The 15,523-nt window shown below is 50.4% G+C and carries 15 protein-coding genes, 1 other RNA gene and 1 other annotated feature (1 of these 17 cut by a window edge); of the genes, 11 read left to right on the forward strand and 5 right to left on the reverse strand.

Annotated elements, in window-relative coordinates:
- Nucleotides 1-59: a binding site (T-box leader), on the forward strand; it begins 176 nt to the left of the window's first position.
- Between the two features lie 43 nt (nt 60-102).
- Both hisS and aspS read left to right on the forward strand, forming a co-directional pair.
- Nucleotides 103-1,383, forward strand: a complete 1,281-nt coding sequence (gene hisS / locus KNO98_RS09770; RefSeq protein WP_251130014.1) for a histidine--tRNA ligase — start codon at nt 103-105, stop codon at nt 1,381-1,383.
- Nucleotides 1,380-3,152, forward strand: coding sequence for an aspartate--tRNA ligase (gene aspS, locus KNO98_RS09775; protein ID WP_214700693.1), 1,773 nt, complete (start codon nt 1,380-1,382; stop codon nt 3,150-3,152). Before hisS ends, aspS begins: the two co-directional genes overlap by 4 nt.
- Nucleotides 3,153-3,259: 107 nt before the next feature.
- Here the strand turns inward: aspS and KNO98_RS09780 are convergent, their stop codons facing one another.
- Nucleotides 3,260-3,481 (reverse strand): hypothetical protein, encoded by a 222-nt coding sequence (locus KNO98_RS09780; RefSeq protein ID WP_214700695.1) that lies wholly within the window; start codon nt 3,479-3,481, stop codon nt 3,260-3,262.
- Nucleotides 3,454-3,804 (reverse strand): iron-sulfur cluster biosynthesis family protein, encoded by a 351-nt coding sequence (locus KNO98_RS09785; RefSeq protein ID WP_034771157.1) that lies wholly within the window; start codon nt 3,802-3,804, stop codon nt 3,454-3,456. Before KNO98_RS09785 ends, KNO98_RS09780 begins: the two co-directional genes overlap by 28 nt.
- Before the next feature lie 118 nt (nt 3,805-3,922).
- Here KNO98_RS09785 and KNO98_RS09790 point away from each other — a divergent pair, with 118 nt between their 5' ends.
- Both KNO98_RS09790 and KNO98_RS09795 read left to right on the forward strand, forming a co-directional pair.
- Complete coding sequence (locus tag KNO98_RS09790) at nt 3,923-5,635, forward strand: ABC transporter ATP-binding protein (protein ID WP_214700697.1); 1,713 nt, start codon at nt 3,923-3,925, stop codon at nt 5,633-5,635.
- 99 nt (nt 5,636-5,734) lie between these two features.
- The gene (locus KNO98_RS09795) at nt 5,735-6,775 is read left to right on the forward strand and encodes an alcohol dehydrogenase family protein (RefSeq protein ID WP_214700699.1); all 1,041 of its coding nucleotides are present in this window, start codon (nt 5,735-5,737) and stop codon (nt 6,773-6,775) included.
- A 24-nt stretch (nt 6,776-6,799) separates the two neighbouring features.
- Here the strand turns inward: KNO98_RS09795 and KNO98_RS09800 are convergent, their stop codons facing one another.
- Entirely contained in the window at nt 6,800-7,453 is a 654-nt protein-coding gene (locus KNO98_RS09800; RefSeq protein WP_251130007.1) for a YczE/YyaS/YitT family protein, read from the reverse strand.
- A gap of 335 nt (nt 7,454-7,788) precedes the next feature.
- Between KNO98_RS09800 and KNO98_RS09805 the strand changes: the two genes are divergently transcribed.
- The 3 genes from KNO98_RS09805 to KNO98_RS09815 all read left to right on the forward strand — a co-directional run bounded on the left by KNO98_RS09805 (nt 7,789) and on the right by KNO98_RS09815 (nt 10,127).
- The gene (locus tag KNO98_RS09805) at nt 7,789-9,003 is read left to right on the forward strand and encodes a DASH family cryptochrome (RefSeq protein WP_214700703.1); all 1,215 of its coding nucleotides are present in this window, start codon (nt 7,789-7,791) and stop codon (nt 9,001-9,003) included.
- Between the two features lie 74 nt (nt 9,004-9,077).
- Nucleotides 9,078-9,264, forward strand: a non-coding RNA gene (gene ssrS / locus KNO98_RS09810) — 6S RNA.
- A gap of 95 nt (nt 9,265-9,359) precedes the next feature.
- Nucleotides 9,360-10,127 carry a tRNA threonylcarbamoyladenosine dehydratase gene (locus KNO98_RS09815; protein ID WP_214700704.1) on the forward strand — a complete coding sequence of 256 codons (768 nt, stop codon included), beginning with the start codon at nt 9,360-9,362 and terminating at the stop codon, nt 10,125-10,127.
- Between the two features lie 21 nt (nt 10,128-10,148).
- On the opposite strand, the gene KNO98_RS09820 is transcribed toward KNO98_RS09815, so the two are convergent.
- On the reverse strand, nt 10,149-11,456 hold the full coding sequence (locus tag KNO98_RS09820; RefSeq protein WP_214700705.1) for a replication-associated recombination protein A: 1,308 nt from the start codon (nt 11,454-11,456) through the stop codon (nt 10,149-10,151).
- A gap of 60 nt (nt 11,457-11,516) precedes the next feature.
- Here KNO98_RS09820 and cymR point away from each other — a divergent pair, with 60 nt between their 5' ends.
- Genes cymR through KNO98_RS09840 form a run of 4 tightly spaced genes read left to right on the forward strand, consistent with a single transcriptional unit; the run spans nt 11,517 to nt 14,872 of the window.
- Nucleotides 11,517-11,924 carry a cysteine metabolism transcriptional regulator CymR gene (gene cymR / locus KNO98_RS09825; protein WP_026826435.1) on the forward strand — a complete coding sequence of 136 codons (408 nt, stop codon included), beginning with the start codon at nt 11,517-11,519 and terminating at the stop codon, nt 11,922-11,924.
- An 18-nt stretch (nt 11,925-11,942) separates the two neighbouring features.
- Entirely contained in the window at nt 11,943-13,079 is a 1,137-nt protein-coding gene (locus KNO98_RS09830; protein WP_214700706.1) for a cysteine desulfurase family protein, read from the forward strand.
- Nucleotides 13,080-14,201 (forward strand): tRNA 2-thiouridine(34) synthase MnmA, encoded by a 1,122-nt coding sequence (mnmA, locus tag KNO98_RS09835; protein WP_214700707.1) that lies wholly within the window; start codon nt 13,080-13,082, stop codon nt 14,199-14,201.
- Between the two features lie 11 nt (nt 14,202-14,212).
- A complete protein-coding gene (locus KNO98_RS09840; RefSeq protein ID WP_026826432.1) occupies nt 14,213-14,872 on the forward strand; it encodes a tetratricopeptide repeat protein in 660 nt (219 codons plus the stop codon).
- A gap of 59 nt (nt 14,873-14,931) precedes the next feature.
- On the opposite strand, the gene KNO98_RS09845 is transcribed toward KNO98_RS09840, so the two are convergent.
- A complete protein-coding gene (locus tag KNO98_RS09845; protein ID WP_214700708.1) occupies nt 14,932-15,480 on the reverse strand; it encodes a VOC family protein in 549 nt (182 codons plus the stop codon).
- Nucleotides 15,481-15,523: the final 43 nt, after the last annotated feature.

Here is a 15,523-nt window from a genome sequence, read left to right on the forward strand (position 1 = left end):
TGATGGCTCTGCAACGAGGGTGGTACCACGGGAAACTTACACAGGCTCTCGTCCCTTTGCGGACGAGGGCCTTTTTTGTATTTTAAGGAGGGAAATGTGATGATGAAAGCACCACGCGGTACACAAGACCTGCTTCCGGGCACGGTCGAGACGTGGCAATATGTCGAGGAAAAACTTCGCGACATGAGCGCCCGTTACAACTATAAAGAGATCCGCACACCAATCTTTGAAACGACGAACCTGTTTACACGTAGTGTCGGGGAGACGACGGACATCGTCCAAAAAGAGATGTTCACGCTCGTGAAGAAAGGGAAAGACGAGTACACGCTTCGCCCAGAAGGGACGGCCTCTGTCGTGCGTGCGTTCGTGACGAACAAATTGTTCGGGAATCCGGACCAACCGACGAAGCTCTACTACATGGGACCGATGTTCCGCTATGAGCGTCCGCAAAAAGGCCGCTTCCGTCAGCTTCACCAATACGGTGTCGAAGCGATCGGCAGTAGCGACCCGGCCGTTGACGCGGAGGTCATCAGCCTCGCTTACTCGATCTACAAGTCGTTTGGACTTCAGAAAATCAAAGTCGTCGTCAACTCGCTTGGGGATGCGGAAAGCCGCAACGCCCACCGCGATGCGCTCATCCGTCACTTCGAGCCGGTGGCAGGTGAACTTTGCCAAGACTGTCAGTCACGTTTGTATAAGAATCCGCTTCGCATCTTGGATTGTAAAGTCGACCGCGATCACCCGTCGATGAAGACGGCACCGTCGATCCTTGAATATTTGAATGAAGAGTCGAAAGCATATTTCGACCAAGTGCTCGCACAACTCGACGCACTTGGTGTCGCCTATGAAATTGACCCGACGCTCGTTCGTGGGCTCGATTACTACACGCACACGGCGTTTGAAATCATGTCCGAGGCAGAAGGTTTCGGAGCGATCACGACACTTTGTGGCGGCGGACGCTACAACGGTCTCGTGCAAGACATCGGTGGACCAGACATGCCGGGAATCGGTTTTGGGATCGGGTTGGAACGTCTCATCCTCGCCTTGGAGAATGAAGGGGTCTTATCTGAACTCGAGACAGGACTTGACGTCTTCATCGTCGCGCAAGGTGAGAAAGAAGTCGAATTGACGGCGACACGCCTCTTGCAACTACTCCGCATGGAAGGGTTCAAGGCAGACCGAGATTACCAAGGGCGCAAGTTCAAAGGACAGTTCAAGCAGGCGGACCGCCTGAAAGCCAAGTTTACAGTCATCTTAGGGGATGATGAAGTCGAACGTGGGGCAGCCGCCTTGAAAGATATGACGACTGGTGAACAAGTCGACGTGCCACTCTCGGCCGTCGCAGACAAAATTCGTGAACTATCGGAAGGAGCAGCACAATGATCGGACGCACACATATGAACGGCCGTGTGACAGAGTCACTCATCGGCCAAGAAGTACAATTAAAAGGATGGGTACAAAAACGTCGTGACCTCGGAGGACTCATCTTCATCGACCTTCGTGACCGCACAGGGATCGTCCAAGTCGTCGTTCGCCCAGAAAACGAAGCAGTCCACCAACTCGCAGAGACGATTCGTAGCGAGTTCGTCCTCGACGTGAAAGGGACAGTGCTCGAGCGTGAGAACAAGAACCCGAACATGCCGACAGGAAACATCGAAGTCATCGCGTCTGAGATCAACATCTTGAACGCGGCGAAGATGACACCAATCCCAATCGGGGACGAAGCGGAAAACGTTTCAGAAGACCTTCGTCTTAAATATCGTTACCTCGACCTTCGTCGTCCGGCGCTTCAAGAGACGTTCCGCCTTCGTTCGAAGACGTCGAACACGATCCGTAACTTCTTGACAGAAGAGGAGTTCCTTGAAGTCGAAACACCGATTTTGACGAAGTCGACACCTGAAGGCGCACGTGACTACCTCGTACCGAGCCGTGTCCACGGTGGAGAGTTTTACGCACTCCCACAATCACCGCAGCTCTTCAAACAGTTGCTCATGGTCGCAGGGTTTGACCGTTACTTCCAAATCGCGCGCTGTTTCCGTGACGAGGACCTTCGTGCAGACCGTCAGCCTGAATTCACACAAGTCGACATCGAGACGAGCTTCATGGACATCGAAGACTTGATGGCGATGATGGAATCGATGATGGGACAAGTCATGGAATCGACGCTCGGTCGTACGGACACACCGGCGAAGTTCGAGCGCATGACTCATGCTGAAGCGATGCGTCGCTTCGGTTCAGATAAGCCGGACACACGTTTCGGTCTTGAACTCATCGACGTGGCTGATGCTGTGAAAGGTGCCGGATTCAAAGTGTTCGACGCGGCACTCGAATCAAACGGACAAGTCAAAGCGATCAACGTCAAAGGTGAGGCGGACAACTTCTCACGTAAAGACATCGACAAGCTTCAAGAATTCACAGCGGTTTACGGTGCGAAAGGTCTCGCATGGCTCAAAGTGACAGCGGAAGGCTTGAACGGTCCAATCGCGAAGTTCTTCGACGAGACTTATGCGCAAAAGTTGATCGAAGCAACGAATGCAGAAGCAGGTGACCTTCTTCTCTTTGTCGCATCGAAACCAACTGTCGTCGCAGACAGCCTTGGCGCACTCCGCGTCAAACTCGGCCACGAACTTGGTCTCATCGACGAGTCGAAGTTCAACTTCCTATGGGTGACGGACTTCCCACTCGTGACGTTTGAAGAAGAAGACGGTCGCTTTTATGCGAACCACCACCCGTTCACGATGCCAAACCGTGAAGACCTTCACCTGCTCGAAACAGATCCGGCAAGTGTACGCGCCATCGCGTATGACCTCGTCTTGAACGGTTACGAGCTCGGCGGCGGTTCACAGCGTATTTATGAGCGTGACATCCAGGAACGTATGTTCAAATTGCTCGGCTTCACGCAAGAAGAAGCGGTTGAACAGTTCGGCTTCTTGCTCGAAGCGTTCGAATACGGTACACCACCACACGCAGGAATCGCACTCGGTCTCGACCGTCTCGTCATGATTCTTGCAGGTCGTTCGAACCTTCGCGACACGATCGCCTTCCCGAAAACGGCATCGGCAAGCGACTTGCTCACGCAAGCACCGAGTCCTGTCGTGGACGCGCAACTTGAAGAGTTGTCGATTCGTACGGCAGTGAAAGAGAAGAAATAAGCACAAAAAACGAGGGTTGCCATGGCAATCCTCGTTTTTTGTATGTGTGAAACGGATTTTGGATTCAACACGAGATGGTAGATATTTAATCGGAACACATACTCTTGTTAACGTTTATTCTCTTCTCGCTGCATATATTTCGCTGTTCGCTGCAACGCGAAACCGAACGCAAACAGCGAGGCGATGACAGCAGACATCGTGTAAACCGAGTCGGTAAACGCCAGATAGATCCCGAACAGTCCAAGCCCGAAGCTCAAGAAGAAGAGCACCAACAGTCTCGGATGTTGTTTCAGTGTCTGTTTCATCGGCTCGGGACGTTCAACTGACAACCCGTGCCGTCCGTGACGAGTAGATTCGAATTGAACACTTGCCCGTCACTCTTCAAGACGAGCGTACGACGGTCTTCAAGGAAGTCGATTTTCATCTGTTCGTCTAAAAATACTTTCGTCCAGTTTTTTATTAAGATTGGACCGAGGTTCGAGTCAATCTCGACGTCTTCCGGAGTCGTCTCCGTGACGTATCGAATCTCGAAGATCCCGCTGTTTCCACAGCCGCAACCTTCCGTCTCGTAAAAGAGGTGCATCTGTCCCTCGCGTTCGCCTTTCAACGACTTGATTCGTTCGAGCGCGCGTTCTGTAATGTGTACATGCATGTGTATCACTCCTTACCTTTATTATACGCCGATTGAAAAAAGAATGAAAAAAGGATGCATCCTGTTTTCCAACTTTCGGAAAAAAGCGTACACTTAATGTTTAGAAGGGGGTAAGAGAATGTTTGCACGTTTTTTTAGTTATTATCGGCCACATAAGAAGTTATTCATCCTCGACTTTTCATTCGCGATTCTCGTCGGACTGCTTGAACTCGGGTTTCCGCTCGCCGTTCAATGGTTCATCGATGATTTGTTGCCAGGTGGGGAATGGAACTGGATCATCATCGTCAGCATCGGTCTATTGATTCTTTACATATTGGCCATGATGATGCAGTATGTCGTCAACTATTGGGGACATAAGCTAGGAATCAACATCGAGACAGACATGCGAGAAGAGTTGTTCACGCATATCCATAAACAGTCGTTCCGCTTCTTTGACAACCATAAGACCGGTCATTTGATGAGTCGGGTCACGAACGACTTGTTCGACATCGGGGAAGTGGCACACCACGGGCCGGAAGACTTCTTTATCGCCATCATGACGCTACTTGGTGCGTTCGGGATCATGTTCTCGATTGACCCAGAACTCGCACTCGTCACCGTTGTCGCGGTACCATTCCTCATCATCATGATCACGTATGCGAATAAAAACATGAACAAGGCATGGCAAAAGATGTACACGAATATCGGGGAAGTGAACGCACGCGTTGAGGACAGTGTGTCAGGGGCACGTGTCGTGCAGTCGTTCACGAATGAGACGTTTGAGATCGGACGTTTCCAAAAGGACAACAACTTCTATCGCGGCTCGAAGATTGAAGCGTATCGGGTCATGAGTAAGTCACTCGCCGGAATCTACATCACGACGCGTCTCATGACGTTACTCGTCCTCGTTTACGGAGCGTATTTGACGTATGAAGGACAGTTGTCTTACGGTCAGCTCGTCGGATTCATCTTGTACATGAACTTACTCATCAAGCCGATCGAAAAAATAACGGCACTTTTAGAGATGTATCCGAAAGGCATGGCAGGATTTAAACGCTTCACGCAACTTTTAGACGAAGAGCCGGATATTAAGAATCGCGACGAAGCGGTTGATGTTGAGACGTTGAAAGGCGATATCGTCTTCGACGACGTCTCGTTCGGATACTCGGATTATCGCCAAGTGTTGACGGACATTGACTTGTCGATCAAGGAAGGGACGACCGTGGCCTTGGTCGGGACGAGCGGGGCAGGTAAGACGACAATCTGTTCACTCATCCCTCGCTTTTATGACGTCACAAAGGGTGCCATCTCGATTGACGGCATGGATATCCGTGATATGACGAAAGAGAGTTTACGTCGTCAAATCGGAATCGTTCAACAGGACGTCTTCTTGTTTGCGGGTACATTGCGTGAGAATATCGCTTATGGGAAGCTGACTGCGACCGATGCCGATATCATGTATGCGGTAGAGAAGGCGCATCTCGGGACGCTCGTCGAGGAGCTCGAACACGGTCTCGACACACAAATCGGGGAACGAGGACTCAAACTCTCCGGTGGTCAGAAACAACGAATCGCTATCGCACGTATGTTCTTGAAAAATCCACCGATCTTGATTTTGGATGAGGCGACTTCGGCACTCGACACGGAAACCGAGGCCATCATTCAAGATTCACTCAATGAACTAGCGGCGAATCGGACGACGCTCATCATCGCACATCGCTTGGCGACGGTGAAGAATGCCGATCGGATCCTCGTCGTGACGGCCGAAGGAATCGTCGAGGACGGGACACATGAAGAGCTCAGCCAAAAAGGCGGCGTCTTCACAAATCTGTTACAACGCCAACAGCTTTAAACGGAGGGTCACCTGAGAATGGTGACCTTTTGGGCGTGATATGAATGGTTCGTGGGTAAATACATATGGATGAACGAAAGAGAAGGGGGCAGATACACCATGAAAGCTGTGCAAGTCGTAGGATATGGGGATGTCGATCAACTTCAAGTGGTCGATATCCAAAAACCGACGCCGAAAGCGGGAGAAGTACTGATCAAGGTGCGCGCCTGTGCCATTAACAATACCGAGATTTGGATGCGAGAAGGGGCGTATGGAACTGGCGAAAAGTCAGGTTGGCGCCCGGAAGGCGTCCATTTTCCCCGCATTCCTGGTTCAGACATCACGGGAGAAGTCGTCGAGGTTGGGGACGAGGTCGATCAAACGATGATCGGCCGACATGTCGTCTTGTTTCCGTTCACCTCGAGCGGACCTGAACGGAAAGAACACTTGTCAGACGATATGTCCTTTATTGGCTCAGAATATGACGGAGGTTATGCAGAATACGTTGCCTGGCCGGCCGACCTTTGTTTTGATATGCCACTCGATGATTTTGTCGAAAGTGCGGTTTTTTCCGTGAGCGGACTCACAGCGTGGCATATGAATGAGCAGTTACACATTCGTTCCGGTGAGACGATTGTCGTCACAGGTGCGAGCGGTGGTGTCGGTTCGCTCAACGTTCAGATTGCTGCGAACGTTTTCGGTGCGAAAGTGTTCGCCATTGTCGGTGATTTGAAAAACGAGCAAGAATTGAAAGCGTTCGGGGCGACCGAAGTCTTTTCCTATCGTTCTGAGACGCTTGCCGATGATATCATTGCCGCGAACGACGGTCCGATCGATGCCGTGCTTGATGTCGTCGGGGATGCGTTGTTTGATATGTCTCTTCAAGTATTGAAGAAGGGTGGGAAATTCTGCATTTCCGGTTCTGCCGGCGGACAGACGACCCATCTCGACTTCCGGACACTGTACTTGAAGCATATTGCGATGTACGGGTCTGTCCTCGGGACACGTCATGAATTTGCCGAAATGTTGCGTTCGATTGCTGAAGGGAAGCTAAAACCGGTCATTGATCGGACGTTCCCGCTTGAAGAGGCACGTGAGGCGCAAACGTACTTCAAACAATCGGGTAAGTTCGGAAAGATTGTCTTGATTCCGAACATATAAAAAGAGAGGGCCGCCCCTCTCTTTTTATGCAAATTTTACTTTGAGACGATCGACGTAGGTGATGAACAGGCGGAACCGTTCTAACCAGAACTGGAAGAACGGACCGATGAGGAAAATCGATAGGACGGTGCCGAAGAAGAGAGGTCCGCCGAGCGCCCAGCCTATAAGACAAGCAGTCAACTCCATCCAAGTCCGCATGGCACGGACAGACGTTTGGAAACGGTCTGCTAAGGCAAGCGTCAATCCATCGCGGGGACCGGCACCATACCCGACAGCGACGTACAGACCGGCTCCCATACCCATCACAAATATGCCGAATGTGAGCCAAACGATATTCATGATCATCTCTTCGAAAACAGGAAGCCATTGTTCATTTAAAATCAAGTTCATGAATACCCCGACGAAAACCGCGTTGACGAGCGTGCCGAACTGAGGACGGACTCGATCGAGTATGTATTTGAATAGGACGAGTAGAAGACCGACGCATAAGATGACAGTTCCGATTGAAATCGGAAGATGGTGAGCGATTCCGATATGAAGGACGTCCCACGTGGAGACACCGAGATTTGCCGTGATCATGATCGATGAGCCGAGTGCGAGTAAGAACAATCCGGTCATGAAGAGGCCCCATTTGAAGAGAATACGTAAAAAGTGGATAGATCGGACGTGCACGAACATCGCCTCGTTTCAATGAAATGATTGATTTATCTTAGCACACTCGATTTGAAAACATGAAAAAAACGTCTCAGCGTGAAAGCTGAGACGAGATCGTTATTTCTTCGGTGATTTTTTAGCTTTATTCTTTTTATAATATTTGTAGACGAACGGTGCGACCGCCGTCGCGACTTTGATTAATGATCCCATCTTACCTTTCTTAGCCATAGTAGCACCCCTTTCTCTTCTAGATGAATATATTCCACACAAGTTGGTTTTGAAAACATTTTTCAAACACATCCTAATCTTTTTGTACTAAACTGTCATCCATCATACTAAGTAATGGAGGAGGTCTCTTCATGAAAACAATTATATGGTACCAAAATGATTTACGCGTCGATGATCACTTGCCACTCGAGGAGGCGCTGCGACATGATGATCCGATAGAAGGGCATTATTTTATCAGTCCAAAGCAGCTCGTTGAGAATCGATATGGTGTCATTCCGCTCGGGAACGAACGGTTTCATTTTTTGAAAGAAACGTTAGAAGACGTGGCAGGTTCATTGAATGCTCTTGGGATTCCGTTCTATGTCCATGTTGGGCATCCGCTCGACATACTAGACCCGGCCGACCGTCTCTTGTTTCAGAGGGCAATCGGATACAATGAACGAAAGCGTGAAGAAGAAGTAATCGGGGAGTGGGAGGGGGAGTACGAAACGTTCGAAGGATTTACGTTATTTGAAGAAGTTGATATCCCATTTGAAAAGATGCCGTTCCTGTTTACAGAGTTCCGTAAAGCAGTCGAATATGATGTACGACCACGCGAACTCACCTCCCGAAAGGCGACAGCGTCTAAACGCGAAGTGACGTTCCCATTCCCAGTTCAAGAAGTCGAGCAAGACCCGAGGACGGCATTCCCCTTCAAAGGTGGCGAATTAGCTGCAAAACGTCGGTTGAATGATTATTTGTCCGTGCCGATTCGAACGTATAAAGAGACACGGAATGGGTTCGGGGTCGACGATTCGACAAAGTTGTCCCCGTATTTGGCGAATGGCTCGTTGTCCCCGCGTCGAGTCTTCTTTGAATTAGAAGCGCACGAGCGGACACATAGTGTGAACGAATCGACGTACTGGCTCTACTTTGAGTTGTTGTGGCGCGAGTTTTTTCAATGGGTCGCACTTGAACAAGGAAAACGATTGTTTCGGGAGCAGGGGATTCGTTCGAAGCCGAAGGAGTGGCGGGTCGATTCTGACATCATCGAGAAATGGCGACGAGGCGATACCGGAGTGGAGTTTGTCGATGCGTTCATGCGCGAGCTAAATGCAACAGGGTGGATGTCGAACCGGGGTCGGCAAATCGTTGCCAACTATTTCGCTAAGGAGTTGATGCAGGATTGGCGATACGGAGCAGCCTACTTTGAATCGAAGCTGATCGATTATGATGTCGCTAGTAATTGGGCGAATTGGGCTTATCAAGCGGGTGTTGGAAACGACTCACGAAATCGGCATTTTAACATCGAGCGTCAACAGTTCACGTACGATCCTGACCGTGCGTTTCGTAACAAATGGTTGTGACGAAACTGTCACGAGAAGTCGGTGTTTCTCATTGACTTCTTTTTATAGAAGCGCTATAGTTAAATCAACAGATGGGATACCTGAGGTGTACGAGAGCCGCCTTCGTTATTTTGAGCCAACACTTTGAATACGGGAGACCGAACTGCTAACCGGATCAACTGCCTCATCACGTGCAGGAGGACTTGTGAAGGAAACGCTAGGTCACCCACCTGCATACGCAGGTTCAAAAGCAAGGCATCGTCACGGCACTCCGGGCCCCATCGATTTTTTTGAGAACACGTCGAGAGACGTCTTTTTTTTGAATATAATTCCGAGTAAAATAGTATGAGAAAATAGAATTGGTTGGAGGAAGAAACATGTTACACCAGTTTTCACGAAATGAATTGGCCATCGGTTCAGAAGGCCTCGATGCTTTAAAAAATAAAACGGTCGCGATTTTAGGTGTCGGTGGCGTCGGCTCATTCGCAGCCGAGGCACTTGTGCGCAGTGGCGTCGGACGCATCGTCCTCGTAGATAAAGATGACATCGACATCACGAACGTCAATCGTCAAATCCACGCGTTGTTGTCGACAGTCGGTCAACCGAAAGTAGAAGCGATGGGCAAGCGTCTCCTCGACATCAATCCAGACGTCGACCTCGTTCAACTGAAGATGTTTTATACAGAAGAGACGTACGAAGAATTCTTCGCTCAAAACATCGACTATGTCATTGATGCTTCAGATACGATCATTTATAAGATCCATTTAATCGTGGAGTGTAAGCGCCGTGGTATTCCAGTCATCTCGAGTATGGGGATGGCAAACAAGATGGACCCGACTCGCATCAAAGTCGTCGACATCAAAGATACATCGTATGACCCGATTGCGAAGATGGTTCGGACACGTCTCCGTAAAGAAAAGATTTATAAGGGGGTCCCAGTCGTCTTCTCGGACGAATCTCCAATTGTGACGCGTGAAGACGTGAACGAGGTCGTCGGGAAGAAAGACGCTCCAATCCGGAAAGCAAAGATGCCACCGAGCTCGAACGCGTTCGTCCCATCGGTCGCAGGACTTGTAGCTGCCGGTTACGTCATTAACGACTTGCTCGAACAAGCAGGAGTCGAGATCAATCGAATCCAAAAGTAAAACGACGCGACTCATTGTGAGTCAGCGTCGTTTTTCCCAATACTCAAGCCGTTTTTGGATTTGTTGCTCGAATCCACGAGGCGTCGGCTTATAGTAGTTCGGTCGTTTTCGGGCCAAATTCTCAGGCCAATAGTTTTGAGGAACGAACCCGTCTTTTTCATCATGAGGATATTTATAACCGACCCCGTTCCCAAGTTCACGTGCCCCGGGACTATGGGCGTCGCGGAGATGCACCGGTACAGGTCCACCTTCGACTGTTCGGACATGATGGAGCGCCTTGTCGATGGCAGTGATGACCGCATTTGATTTTGGGGCGGTCGCGAGATAAAGAACAGCTTCTGCAATCGGTATACGGGCTTCAGGAAAGCCGATGTATTCGCTCGCTCGTGCTGCCGCATCGACGACGAGTAGCGCGTTCGGATCGCTCAGCCCGATGTCTTCTGCGGCATGCACATAAAGACGACGCATGATGAAGCGCGGGGACTCGCCAGCTTCGATCATGACGGCGAGCCAGTAGAGCGCGGCATCCGGGTCCGAACCACGAATCGATTTGATGAAGGCCGAGATGACATCGTAGTGTCGGTCGCCCGTTTTATCATATTTGATCGATTTTTGTTGAATCGACTCTTCTGCGACCTCTAGTGTGATGTGAATCTGCCCGTCTACTTCTGGCGTTGTTAAGACGGCGAGTTCAAGTGCATTTAATAGGACACGGTAGTCACCGTCCGCCATTTTGATATAATGGTCAGCAGCAGCTTCATCCATTTTCACAGGGTAGTTCCCGAGACCACGGGAGTCATGGAGCGCCCGTTCAAGGACGGCACGTAACTCCTCGGCACCCGGCTGCTCAAGTCGGAACACCGTCGCCCGAGACAACAGGGCGGCATTCACTTCAAAGCTCGGGTTTTCGGTCGTCGCTCCGATGAGGACAAGCTTTCCGGACTCAAGGGCAGGGAGAAGCGCGTCTTGCTGAAGTTTATTGAATCGATGGATCTCATCTAGAAAGAGAATCGTTCGCTCATCGTCGAAGTCAAACCGGGACTCCGCTTCACGAATGACGCTTCGCAATTCATCGAGCTTGGCGGTGACGGCGTTCAATTGGACGAACGTCGCCTTCGTGTAATTCGAAATGACACGAGCGAGTGTCGTCTTACCGGTACCCGGTGGACCGTATAAAATAATCGTACCGAGTCGATCCGCTTCGATGGCACGGCGAAGGAGCTTGCCCTCGCCGACGATATGTCGCTGTCCGATCACGTCATCTAACGTTTCGGGGCGCATCCGGTTGGCGAGCGGTCCACCATTCGATTGATGAAACAAATCAGGCATACGTAACCATTCCTTTCGACAAACGTTTGTTCGATTAGTATAACAGAAGGAGACTTGAAGATGAAAATATCTACAAAGGGCCGTTATGGCTTAACGATTATGATTGCGTTGGCACGAGAGACAGACAACAAACCGCTCAGTTTAAAAAAAATCGCGGCACGTCACGAGTTGCCGGAGCATTATTTAGAGCAACTGATCGGTCCGCTCCGAAACGGAGGCCTCGTCAAGAGCGTACGTGGTGCATACGGTGGCTATCAACTCGTCAAACCGGCAGAAGAAGTGACGGCAGGAGAAATTATACGCTTACTTGAAGGACCTTTAGCCGTTGTCGAGGACTCTGAAGCAGATGATGCGGTGAAACGAAAGCTTTGGGATAAAATCAAAGAGGCAATTGATACCGTCCTAGATGAGACGACACTCGCTGACCTCGCAGAAGAAGAGTCAGACGGCTACATGTTTTATATTTAAGAACGAGGTGACCTTATTATGAACTATTTTGATCACGCTGCGACGACGCCGATGCGACCGGAAGTCCTCGAAGCGATGACACCTTACTTTTTAGAGACTTATGGGAACGCGTCGAGCATTCACGGGATTGGTCGTAATGCCCGAGCGGCGCTCGATTCGTCACGTCGTGTCCTTGCGAAATGGATCGGTGCTTCACCGAACGAAATCGTGTTCACGTCAGGTGGGACGGAGTCGGATAATTATGCCTTGTTCGGTGCAGTCTATGCCCACAAAGGAAAAGGCAAACATATCATCACGACGAAAGTCGAACATCATGCCGTGCTTCATGCGATGGAACAGCTCGAACGAGAGGGGTTTGATGTCACATATCTCGATGTCGACGCGTCAGGAGCTGTCGATGTAGATGTGTTCCGGGCCGCGTTACGAGATGACACGATTCTCGTGTCGATCATGTACGGCAACAACGAGGTCGGGACGCGCCAACCGATTCAAACGATTGGCGAGTTGTTACAAGACCATCAAGCCATTTTCCATACCGACGCGGTACAGGCGCTCGGTACAGAAGAAATCGATGTGAAAAAGATCCATGTCGATTTATTGTCGGCGTCCGCGCATAAAGTGAATGGGCCAAAAGGTATCGGTTTTCTTTTCATGAAAACAGGTGTAAAATTAGCGTCACGTTCTTTTGGTGGACAACAAGAACGTAAACGTCGAGCCGGCACGGAAAATGTTCCGGGTGCCGTCGGATTCCAAAAAGCAGCTGAACTCGTCATGGCAGAGCGTGAGGACCGGGTGACACTCTATGCGTCGCTCGATCTGGCGCTGCGTCAACGTCTTGACGAACTAGGCGTAACTTATGAAGTGAACGGGTCAAACCGTTTACCTCACATCGTGAACCTATACCTCCCTGGAATTGACCTTGAACCTTTCCTCATCATGATGGATATGCGAGGCATGGCGATTTCGAGTGGGAGTGCCTGCACGGCAGGGTCGGTCGAACCGTCCCATGTATTGTCGGCGATGTACGGGGATTCAGAACGGACGCGTCAGTCTGTTCGAATCAGTTTTGGACACGGCAACTCGGTCGAGGACGCGAAACGGCTCGCGGAGCGACTACAAGAAGTCGTCTCGACATTTATGAACGGAGTGAGATAGATGAATTTACGCACGAAAGCCCCTGAAGAGACGACGGTCGTCGTCGGCATGTCAGGTGGCGTCGATTCATCGGTGACGGCCCACGTATTGAAAGAACAAGGGTACAATGTCATCGGAATCTTTATGAAAAACTGGGACGACACGGATGAGAACGGTGTGTGTACGGCGACGGAGGATTATGAAGACGTCATCGCCGTGGCCAACCAAATCGGGATCCCATACTATGCGGTCAACTTTGAAAAAGAATATTGGGACCGCGTCTTTGAATATTTCTTAGCAGAATATCGTCTCGGTCGAACGCCAAACCCGGACGTCATGTGTAACAAAGAAATCAAGTTCAAAGCATTTCTTGACCATGCTCTTCGACTTGGTGCCGATTTTGTCGCGACGGGGCATTACGCCCAAGTGAATTACGTTGACGGCGAGCACCGTCTGCTACGAGGAAAAGACGACAACAAAGATCAAACGTATTTCTTGAACCAATTGTCTCAAGACCAACTCGCGCGGACGATGTTCCCGATTGGTCATATGGACAAGAAAGATGTGCGTGCGATCGCAGAAGAAGCAGGACTCGCGACAGCGAAGAAGAAAGACTCGACTGGGATCTGCTTTATCGGAGAACGGAATTTCAAAGAGTTCTTATCGGAATATCTTCCGTCACAACCAGGTGAGATGCGGACGCTCGACGGTGTCGTCAAAGGACGTCACGACGGGTTGATGTATTATACGCTCGGACAACGTCACGGTCTCGGGATTGGTGGCGACGGGGACCCTTGGTTCGTCGTCGGAAAAGATGTGGAGAACAACGTCTTGTTCGTCGGACAAGGCTTCCATCATGACGCGCTCTATTCGGACGCGCTCCTTGCTTCAAAACTCTCTTGGACGGGTGTTGCTCCAACAAATGAGTTCCGGGCGACGGCGAAGTTCCGCTATCGTCAACAAGACGTGCCGGTCACGGTCGCTCCGCTCGAAAATGGCGAAGTCCTCGTCAAGTTCGATGAGCCGCAACGTGCCATCACACCAGGACAGGCCGTGGTCTTCTATGACGGCGACGTCTGTCTCGGTGGAGCGACAATCGACGAAGCATACCGCAACGGCAAACGACTCGACTATATCGGATGAGGTGATTGAATATGAACGCAAACGAACAAGGCATCCAAGCGATGCAACAAGGTGAATTTGAACAGGCAGCCAAACATTTCAATGAGGCGATTGAAGAGAACCCGACGGACCCAACAGGTTTCGTCAACATGGGAACGTTGCTTCAGGCGATCAACGATTACGACCGTGCCGCCATCTTCTATGACAAAGCGATTGAACTCGATGATTCATTCGGTGCCGCGCACTATGCGAAAGGCGCTCTCGCTTATGAACTTGAACAATTGGAGTCTGCGGAGACCTCGCTTCGCCAAGCACTCCTTTCGGGGATGGACGATGCCGATCTTCATTTCATGCTCGGCTTGACGTACAAGGCGATGGGTGATTTTGTTCGCGCGATGCCACGTCTACGTGAGGCGAAGAAGCAATCGCCGGAAGACGTGGAAATCACGTTCCAATACGGACTTGCGCTTGCGCAAAGTGAACAGTTGGAAGAAGCGGTCGACGCATTGGAAGAGACGCTCGACCTCGATGCGAGCCATACGGACGCACGCTACAACTTGGCAATCGCATATGCCTTCTTGGGAGACCAAGAAAAAACCTATGCCGAGCTTCAACGCGTCTTGGAGATGCAACCGGATCATGAACTTGCACGTGACGCCATCGCGAAGATGGATGCACTGCTTGGGAACTGATTTCTTGAATAGGAAAGTGCCATCGCAATGGAGCGATGGCACTTTTTTCGTTAACGCGATTAGAGTTGTTTCGTCGTGATTTTGACGGGTTCTCCGGCAAATTCTCCGTAAGCCTCGTCCATATTTTTCGTATACAGTTCGATAATGTTATGGCTCGGATCCTTAAAGTAAGCAGAGCGCTCTTTCCCATTTTTCGTCTCGTCTTCATCCCACGTTCGCAGTTTGACCGGGACATCGGTATCATTCAAAATCTCAAGTGCTTTTTCAAACGACTCTATCGGAACGAAGAACGCGCAATGGACGTGGACGCCACCTTCGTCATAAAGTGTGTCCCAATCGGTCACATCTTGTTTGCGGTTCGCGTTTTCTTCCTCTGTGAAGTTACGCTTCAACCAAAGTCCGAGTCGTGTATTCCCTCCGATATAGAGCCATGTTGCCCACGGCTCGTTCGCGTGTTCTTGGGATTCACTCGGTTCCGCATCGTCACCGACCCATTGTTCGACGACGGGGAGACCTAATTTTTCATGCCAAAATGCTACCGCTTCTTCCATATCCGTCACTTCTAACACGAGTTCGCATAATCCGCTGACTGGAATTCGTTTACCCATTTATGACTCCTCCTTCACTGTGTCATTCGAACAGTTCCCCGTT

The organism is Exiguobacterium sp. s57 (assembly GCF_018617685.1).
Classification (GTDB): Bacteria; Bacillota; Bacilli; order Exiguobacteriales; family Exiguobacteriaceae; genus Exiguobacterium; species Exiguobacterium marinum.